This is a genomic window from Sphaerospermopsis kisseleviana CS-549 (assembly GCF_028329225.1).
Classification (GTDB): Bacteria; Cyanobacteriota; Cyanobacteriia; order Cyanobacteriales; family Nostocaceae; genus Sphaerospermopsis; species Sphaerospermopsis kisseleviana.
Genome location: NZ_JAQMTI010000038.1, coordinates 1 through 7,402 on the forward strand (window position 1 = coordinate 1; position 7,402 = coordinate 7,402).

Consider the following 7,402-nt stretch of genomic DNA (forward strand, 5'->3'; position numbering starts at 1 on the left):
GAAACGATCCCATACGTTGGCGCTTTGGCGCTGTTGGATGGCGGTTGTCATGTTCTTATGATTGCGTTTTATGTATGTATGTTTTGGTAGGTGTTTCTACCTGATGACTTTATAGTAGGTCAAATATTTCGATTTGTAAAGGGGTTTTCGTAATATTTTTTAAAATTTTTCTCATAGGATCAGAAAACCTAGATATAGTAAGGGTTACAGGCTTTATATTTTTGTAAACTTATTCTCTGGATTGTAAAAATGCTCTCATCTAGTCCCAAGGTAGTCACTTATAGTCCTGCATATACTCTTGTTCCTACTTACGAATGTTTTAATAGATGTAGTTATTGTAATTTTCGTGTTGAACCAGGTTCACGTCCTTGGATGAAGCTAGAACAAGCAGAGAATATTTTATTACCTTTAAAAAATCAAAATGTCTGTGAAATACTCATTCTCAGCGGTGAAGTTCATCCTTTATCATCAAGGCGGGAAAAGTGGTTTCAGCTTATTTATGATTTATGTGCTTTAGCTTTATCAATGGGATTTTTACCCCATACCAATGCCGGACCACTGAGTTTTACGGAAATGGAAAAGCTGAAAAATGTTAATGTTTCGATGGGGTTGATGTTGGAACAGTTGACACCCAAGTTATTAAATACTGTTCATCGTCATGCACCGAGTAAATTACCTCAAGTGCGTTTACAACAATTACAATGGGCGGGAGAGTTGCAAATTCCCTTTACGACTGGGTTGTTATTGGGAATAGGAGAAAGTGAAGATGATAGATGGGAAACTTTGACGGCTATTTCTGAGTTGCATCAACGCTATCAACATATACAAGAAGTTATTTTGCAACCCCACAGTCCGGGAAGTCAGCAAACCTTTAACGCAGAAGCTTTTGATCCTCATCAACTACCGCACGTGATCAGGAAAGCACGGGAAATTTTACCCGCAAATATTACAATTCAAATTCCGCCTAATTTAGTGCTAGATGAAAATTGGTTATTAGCGTGTTTAGATGCAGGTGCGAGAGATTTGGGGGGTATAGGTCCAAAAGATGAAGTTAACCCAGATTATCCCCATTTACAGGTACAGAGATTAAGAGAAATTTTACACTCTGGGGGCTGGGAGTTAGTAACCAGGTTGCCTGTTTATCCTCAGTTTCTAAGAAATAGGTAATTAGGGTTTGCTGAATAAACATGAAAATATTACAGGTCAGGGATTTTAGGCAATTTGAAATTGAAAAAGTGTATATCACAGCCTTTTGCTAGTCCATGAAGTATAAAAGAAGAGTAAAAAAAGCAATGCACCAACAAGGTTTTACTATTATCTGTGTAGGCTGACTTTAGCCTGATACTGCTAGTAGAAAAAAAATTTTTTCCAACGTATTAATCCCAAGTGAAATTGGGGAATGCTGAAAAATAGGAAATAGTAACCTCATCCCAGCGGTTACACAACTTACAGTATGTAGCAAGTATCAAGGTAGCAGTAGCAATGATAGAGCCTGAAAACAAACTATTTGCCCCCAATGATGGTTGGAATGGTTTAGACACAAAAGAAGAACAACGCATCAGAGTATTGTTAGACTTGGGTTTACGGCAACCAGAAACAATTCCGGTATTTGAAGAAGCTACTCAAACAGCTGCTCACTTTTTGGCAGCAGAAATTTCTATTTTGGGATTTATGGACCAAGAAGTTCACTGGTTCAAATCATCAGTGGGTTTATCAAGATTAGGTCTCATGAATGATCTAGCACAAAAACGTCAATTATTACGACGGGATTCTTTTTGCTCTCAGGTGGTAGAAAATTCTCAAACATTAGTTATTAATGATACAAAATCAGCAATAAATACACCAATATCTACCAGTAAGTTAGTCCAAAAATATGGCATCCGTTCCTACTTGGGAGCGCCATTAATTGATGCTTCAGGATACTGCTTGGGTGCATTGGCAGTCATGAATCGTCAGCCACGCAATTTCACAGATCGAGAAATTGAGTTTTTGCAAATCATTGCTCGTTGGTGCATGAGTGAATTTGAACGCAACCGATTGTTGCAAGGTCAATTCCAAAAAAGCACTATTACAAGTATTCCCAGTACAAGTATTCCCAATACAAGTATTCCTAGCTTGCCATTCCAGGAAGAACAGGCAATTGACTTGAAAATCGCACCACCCATTCTAGAAAATGTTTGTAATTCTACTCAGCAACTGAAACTAGAACTCTTAGGCCAACTAACTCAAGAATTGCGTACACCCTTAACATCCGTACTGGGGATGGCTGGTGTTCTGGCACGTGAAATTTATGGGCCTTTAACAACAAAGCAGCGAGAATATCTAGAGATTATCCAACACAGTGGACGCTACTTATTGTCTTTAGTCAATGAAATTACCGAACTAGGAACATTAAGTGATAATTCTAATGTGCTGAACTTAGCTCCTGTAGATATTGAAATGCTGTGTCAACAAGCTATCAACACTCTATCAGAAGTGGCTGTCCGTCGGAATCAAGAAATTCGCTTGTCTATAGAACCAGGACACAATCGCATTTGGCCTTTAGATAAAGATAAGGTGCGACAAATTTTGTATAACCTGTTGTTTAGCATTATTCAACTTTCTACTACAGGTAGTATTGTTCGTGTTCATATTTCTTATAAAGAAAATACGCTCTGTATTACTATTTGGGTTTCCCATCCCTGGTTAGGAGTAGGAGATGGAAACGGTGAAATTGACTCTTATTTACGTCTTGATTCTTTGTCCATATCAGAAATCTTGGGTAAGTCTGAAAAGTATGATTCTGATTTAGAAAATCAAAAGAATGCCCCAGGAAATTGGGAAAAGTCAGCCAATTTGATTGAGCAGCAATTAGGAATCTTGGTTGATAGATCAGATAAGGATTTAGGTAATACTTCTGTGAATCTGTCTCGTGAAAAACTGGGTTTGTTACTCAGCTGTCAGATGGCAGAACTACATGGTGGACAGATTTCCATCCAAGGTTCTCCAGAATCAGGATATCGCTATGTAATTTCTTTGCCACTGCCAACGGCTAATTCCGCTAAATAGTGACTGGGGAAGAAAATTTTAGATTTTAGATTTTAGATTTTAGATTGGAATTGACAAAAACAATCCAAAATCCTTTCATTGAATTACCAATTACCAATCACCAATTACCAATCACCAATCACCAATTACCAACCACCGGATTATGATTAAGGCTAAGTTCTACAATTAGGTGCTAGTTGATCACAACCTTGTTTATGAATTTAGTCTGGCAAAGATTGACTTTATCCTCTGTACCGCTCAGAGAATATCTGGATACCAGTTACCTGCATCGGTTGATGGTGGGGATTTTACGTCCTTGGCGACAAACCAGTATTTTAATGCAGTGGGGAGATACGATAGCGGCTGCTCTACTTAGTCTTATCTATGCTCTTGCACCTTTTGTTTCTAGTACCCTAATCGGTTTGCTGCTTGTAGCTGGCGTGGGGTTCTGGGTGCTATTGACTTTATCTGATGATACAAGTCTGACAAATGCCGCTTCGTTCACGCCAATTCATCTGCTAGTTTTGCTCTATTGGTTTATTGCTGTGGCAGCTACAGCTTTATCACCAGTGAAAAAGGCCGCGTTGAGTGATTTGGTAACGTTAACACTCTATTTATTGCTTTTTGTTCTATGCGCTAGAGTTCTCAGAATTTCCCGTTTGCGGTCTTGGTTGATTACTCTTTACTTACATATATCTCTGATTGTCAGTGTATATGGAATTCGGCAATGGTTTTTTGGCGCTAAAGCATTGGCTACTTGGGTTGATCCAGAGTCCAGCTTGGCTAAGACCACCAGGGTTTACAGTTATTTAGGTAATCCTAACTTATTGGCTGGATATCTAATACCAGCAGTGGTTTTAAGTTTGGTGGCTATTTTTGTTTGGCAAGGTTGGATTAGGAAAGCTTTAGCAGTAACAATGTTTGTTGTTAATACAGCCTGTTTGGTTCTTACTTTTAGTCGTGGGGGCTGGATTGGTTTGGTGGTGGGGCTTTTGGCTGCAATGGCATTGTTGGTTTATTGGTGGAGTGTGGAAATGCCACCTTTTTGGCGCACTTGGTCATTGCCAATTATTGTAGGGGGTTTGATTGGGGTATTGGTGTTGGCGGTGATTTTTGTTGAACCTGTACGGTTGCGAGTTTTTAGTATTTTTGCAGATCGTCAAGATAGTAGTAATAATTTTCGCCGCAATGTCTGGGATGCTGTTTTTGAAATGATCCGCGATCGCCCCATTATTGGTATCGGTCCTGGTCACAATTCTTTCAATAAAGTTTATCCTCTTTACCAACGTCCCCGTTATACTGCTTTGAGTGCCTATTCAATTTTCCTGGAGACGGCTGTAGAAACAGGTTTTTTGGGTTTAGCTTGTTTTCTGTGGTTAATAATTGTCATCTTGAATACGGCATTTATGCAAATGCACCGTTTCCTAAACTTGAGAAGTAAAGATGGATTTTGGTTAATTGGGGCGATCGCAACTTTGCTCGGTATGCTTGCTCATGGCACAGTAGATACTGTCTGGTATCGTCCTGAAGTTAATACCGTTTGGTGGTTAATGGCTGCTTTAGTCGCCAGCTATTGGACTCCTTTAACTTCTCAAATAAATCAAGTCCACCCAGAACCGACAGCCTAAGCTAACAATTTTGGATTTTAGATGTTTTGCTTATGAAACACTTACTCATAATCCAAAATCTAAAATCTAAAATCTAAAATCCAAAATCTAAAATCCAAAATCTAAAATCCAAAATCTAAAATTGATGTTGATGTTAGTCTCTGTAACTGGTAGCTCCTGGTGCATTAGGATCACGATAACGAGTTGGTTCTTCTCCACGCTTTTTACCGGCTAAACCAGCTAAACCCAACAGGCCAATTAATCCCAGCCAACCCCAATCAACATCGTTACGATCATAATAAACAGTCCTGTCTGGTACAATGTCTGTTCTAGGTTGAGTCACTTGGGCTTGTGCGGGTAAATTTAAGAGTACAATTCCCATTGTCAGCGTCAGAACTCCAGCGCCAATGGTTTTGGTGAAATTACGTTTCATGGTGAAAGTGCCTTATACCGACTCGGATATTCACCAATGTATCTATTCCTCCGATTTGCCAAATCAATCTGCGGCTATAATCTAGAGTTGGCTGTAAATCAGGCTCAGGGTATATTTAGCTAATAATTTTTCATTGCTCGTTGAATATCACGCTGATCTTGACGGCGTTTGAGGCTTTCCCGCTTGTCGTGAATTTTCTTCCCTTTACATAAACCGATGCTGACTTTTACCCAGCCTCGTTTCAGATACATTTTTAACGGCACTAAGGTTAAACCCTGCTGTTCTACTTTACCAATTAGCTTGCGGAGTTCTTGCCGATGCAGCAGTAATTTACGAGTCCGACGCGGTTCATGATTAAAATATTGTCCACTAGAGGTATAGGGAGAAATATGTACATTTATTAGCCATGCTTCACCATTGCGAATCAACGCATAGCCATCCTGGAGATTTGCTTTACCAGCCCGTATTGATTTTACCTCCGTACCTGCCAGCTGTATTCCCGCTTCGTAGGTTTCTAGGATTTCATACAAATAACGAGCTTGGCGATTGTCGCTAATTACTTTATAACCTTCGTTTTTGTCACTCATTGAAAATCTGCTTTATGTTAAATATTGCTTAGTCGTTTTACTTCGTTGTTTAAAACATTTGTAATTTGAATAATGAATTTCGACTAATTGAATTTTACATTATATTTTCTATTTAATTCAATCTATTAGTGTAACATTATTAAAATTTAAAATAACATTAAATTTTATGAACACTTCCTAAGCATATAATAGCAAAATATTGAGTAAGAAAAATGCTAGGGGTGTACTGTCCATGCCCTTGAAGATCCTTGTAGTGGATGACGACCTCGGCACTCGTCTGTCTATCAGTGATTATCTTGAACTGTCTGGCTATTCGGTGATCATGGCTGATGACGGTCAAGAGGCTTTGTCTATGGTGGAAAAGAACCATCCTGATTTGATGGTGACAGATATTGTCATGCCAAAGATGAACGGCTATGAACTGGTGCGTCGGGTGCGTCAACAAGCTGAGTTTAGGTTGTTACCTGTAATTTTGTTAACAGCCCGAACCAAAACCCAAGAAAGAATTCTTGGTTATCAATCAGGATGTGATTTATACTTACCTAAGCCTTTTGAACTAGAAGAGTTAGCCGCAGCTATTCGTAATTTACTAGAGCGATCGCAAATTATTCAATCAGAATACCGCTTCTCTTATCAAGAAAGTTTAGATGGGTCTAACCTGATAAAATCAATACACGGACAAAATCATTTATCAACACCAATTGTCAATTCTCAGTTGTTATTATCATTAACTACAAGAGAGCAGGAAGTCTTAGAACTATTGACTCACGGGTTGTCTAACGCCGAAATGGGTAATCAACTACACCTCAGTCCGCGAACAGTTGAAAAATACGTCAGCAGTTTATTGAGAAAAACTTTAACCAGTAATCGCGCAGAACTGGTGCGTTTTGCCATCAAGCATGGTCTTGTAGAGTAGTTCAGGAGGCAGGAGGCAGGGGAAGAAAAGATTTTTACCAGTCACCAGTCACCAGTCACCAGTCCCCAGTCACCAGTCCCTGATCACATATTCTAGCAGACCTGAACAAGCATCCATGAGGAGGTCAATCACCTGATTAAATCCTTCTGTTCCGCCATAATAGGGATCTGGAACTTCTTTGAGATCGTGTTGAGAGCAAAAATCACACATCAAACGAACCTTATGGTGATATTCTCCAGAACGGTCAACAGCGAGAATATCTTGATAGTTATCCTTATCCATCGCCAAAATTAAATCAAACTCTTGAAAGTCTGATTTTTGAAACTGACGAGCTTGCCCAAGTAGTTTAATTCCCAACTTAGCAGATGCAGCAGCACTCATGCGGCGGTCAGGTGGACTACCAATGTGATAACTAGAAGTACCAGCAGAATCACAGTAAATTTTATCGCTCAGATCAGCTTGATCAATCAGATGATTCATGATATTTTCTGCCGAAGGCGATCGGCAAATATTACCAAGGCAGACAAATAGTAACTTGTAAGACATTTTTCGGGGTTAATCCTTTTAGGGAAATGATGTAATCTACCATGTAATAAACAGACCAGATGCTCCCACTCTGAAAGAGAGAACCTACGAACATTATGCCCAAGGTGGAAAAGGAGGTCATCCTGTTACCCCTGGATACGGATAAAGTACCATAGCGTGGATACCAGAAACAGAAGGGAGTTGGGCATGACCACTCAGACATGAAAGAATTACAAGTTGGGAAAATCCTATAGACAAGGCGGTATGGCAGTTAAAACAGGTATGTCAAGAATTACCATCAAGACCA

General features: G+C 39.4%; 7 protein-coding genes. 4 read left to right on the forward strand and 3 right to left on the reverse strand.

What is annotated here, in order from left to right; all coding sequences use genetic code 11:
* Positions 1-249: 249 nt before the first annotated feature.
* The 3 genes from cofG (at position 250) to PN497_RS02840 (ending at position 4,655) form a co-directional block, all read left to right on the forward strand.
* The gene (gene cofG / locus PN497_RS02830) at positions 250-1,167 is read left to right on the forward strand and encodes a 7,8-didemethyl-8-hydroxy-5-deazariboflavin synthase subunit CofG (RefSeq protein WP_096569139.1); all 918 of its coding nucleotides are present in this window, start codon (positions 250-252) and stop codon (positions 1,165-1,167) included.
* Positions 1,168-1,482: 315 nt separating this feature from the next.
* On the forward strand, positions 1,483-3,048 hold the full coding sequence (locus tag PN497_RS02835; protein WP_096569136.1) for a GAF domain-containing sensor histidine kinase: 1,566 nt from the start codon (positions 1,483-1,485) through the stop codon (positions 3,046-3,048).
* Positions 3,049-3,242: 194 nt separating this feature from the next.
* Positions 3,243-4,655, forward strand: coding sequence for an IctB family putative bicarbonate transporter (locus PN497_RS02840; RefSeq protein ID WP_096569134.1), 1,413 nt, complete (start codon positions 3,243-3,245; stop codon positions 4,653-4,655).
* Positions 4,656-4,788: 133 nt separating this feature from the next.
* On the opposite strand, the gene PN497_RS02845 is transcribed toward PN497_RS02840, so the two are convergent.
* Together PN497_RS02845 and smpB are read right to left on the reverse strand one after the other, a co-directional pair.
* Complete coding sequence (locus PN497_RS02845; protein WP_096569131.1) at positions 4,789-5,067, reverse strand: WGxxGxxG family protein; 279 nt, start codon at positions 5,065-5,067, stop codon at positions 4,789-4,791.
* Between the two features lie 119 nt (positions 5,068-5,186).
* Complete coding sequence (smpB, locus tag PN497_RS02850) at positions 5,187-5,654, reverse strand: SsrA-binding protein SmpB (protein ID WP_096569128.1); 468 nt, start codon at positions 5,652-5,654, stop codon at positions 5,187-5,189.
* Positions 5,655-5,886: 232 nt separating this feature from the next.
* Between smpB and PN497_RS02855 the strand changes: the two genes are divergently transcribed.
* On the forward strand, positions 5,887-6,570 hold the full coding sequence (locus PN497_RS02855) for a response regulator transcription factor (protein WP_096569125.1): 684 nt from the start codon (positions 5,887-5,889) through the stop codon (positions 6,568-6,570).
* A gap of 69 nt (positions 6,571-6,639) precedes the next feature.
* On the opposite strand, the gene PN497_RS02860 is transcribed toward PN497_RS02855, so the two are convergent.
* Positions 6,640-7,116, reverse strand: a complete 477-nt coding sequence (locus PN497_RS02860; protein WP_137668982.1) for a low molecular weight protein-tyrosine-phosphatase — start codon at positions 7,114-7,116, stop codon at positions 6,640-6,642.
* Positions 7,117-7,402: the final 286 nt, after the last annotated feature.

Bases quoted from the DNA above. Each gene is read 5' to 3' on its own strand.
- PN497_RS02855 (WP_096569125.1), top strand. From the start codon at position 5,887: ATGCCCTTGAAGATCCTTGTAGTGGATGACGACCTCGGCACTCGTCTG.
- PN497_RS02845 (WP_096569131.1), bottom strand. From the start codon at position 5,067: ATGAAACGTAATTTCACCAAAACCATTGGCGCTGGAGTTCTGACGCTG.
- cofG (WP_096569139.1), top strand. From the start codon at position 250: ATGCTCTCATCTAGTCCCAAGGTAGTCACTTATAGTCCTGCATATACT.
- PN497_RS02840 (WP_096569134.1), top strand. From the start codon at position 3,243: ATGAATTTAGTCTGGCAAAGATTGACTTTATCCTCTGTACCGCTCAGA.
- PN497_RS02835 (WP_096569136.1), top strand. From the start codon at position 1,483: ATGATAGAGCCTGAAAACAAACTATTTGCCCCCAATGATGGTTGGAAT.
- PN497_RS02860 (WP_137668982.1), bottom strand. From the start codon at position 7,116: ATGTCTTACAAGTTACTATTTGTCTGCCTTGGTAATATTTGCCGATCG.
- smpB (WP_096569128.1), bottom strand. From the start codon at position 5,654: ATGAGTGACAAAAACGAAGGTTATAAAGTAATTAGCGACAATCGCCAA.